This window comes from Microvirga tunisiensis, from assembly GCF_009296175.1.
GTDB classification, from domain to species: Bacteria; Pseudomonadota; Alphaproteobacteria; order Rhizobiales; family Beijerinckiaceae; genus Microvirga; species Microvirga tunisiensis.
The window spans coordinates 1-509 of sequence record NZ_VOSK01001020.1 but is presented as its reverse complement, the minus strand read 5'-3'; the positions used below and the strand labels follow the sequence as shown (position 1 = coordinate 509).

The following is a 509-nucleotide window of genomic DNA, read 5'->3' as shown; positions in this document are numbered from 1 at the left end:
GATCAACCGCCTCAAGCAATTCCGTCGCATCGCCACACGCTATGAGAAGCGCGCTGCCAACTATCTCGCGATGGTCAACATCGGCATGATCATGCTCTGGCTATAGCCCTTTGCAGACACGCCCTAGTCTGTTCAGCCGGATGAATGGAGAAGTGGCCTCACTCCATGGTGTCGCCTCTTCATCAGAGATCATTAGCAAGAGCGCGCAAAATCGAGAGGCGTCGATGAGGATCGGAATCATTGGGCTTGGTCGCATGGGCACTGCCCTCGCAACGCGGCTTCAGGGCTGCGGACACGATCTCGTGGTTTGGAACCGCACTCCCGAGAAGGCGAGGGGCCTCATTGAGGGCGGTGCGGTTCTAGAGCGCGTTGACATTCAGGCTTTCGACGGACTCGCAAATCTGATTCAAGCTCCTTTTGGGCGCGGAGGCTTGGGTGAGCGGAGTTCGTCTGATGTTGAAAGATCACCAGTGGGATCGGATGGAGCCGCATTTGCCGGGCAAACGCAT

Annotated in this window: 1 protein-coding gene and 1 pseudogene; both read left to right on the top strand. The window is 57.2% G+C overall.

Features of this window, described 5'->3' with window-relative positions:
- Positions 1 to 106: pseudogene (locus tag FS320_RS44985) on the top strand (IS5-like element ISMra2 family transposase); the annotation flags it as partial.
- Between the two features lie 34 nt (positions 107 to 140).
- Positions 141 to 509 (top strand): NAD(P)-binding domain-containing protein (locus FS320_RS44980; RefSeq protein ID WP_342211982.1); only part of this gene is annotated, 369 nt, incomplete at its 3' end.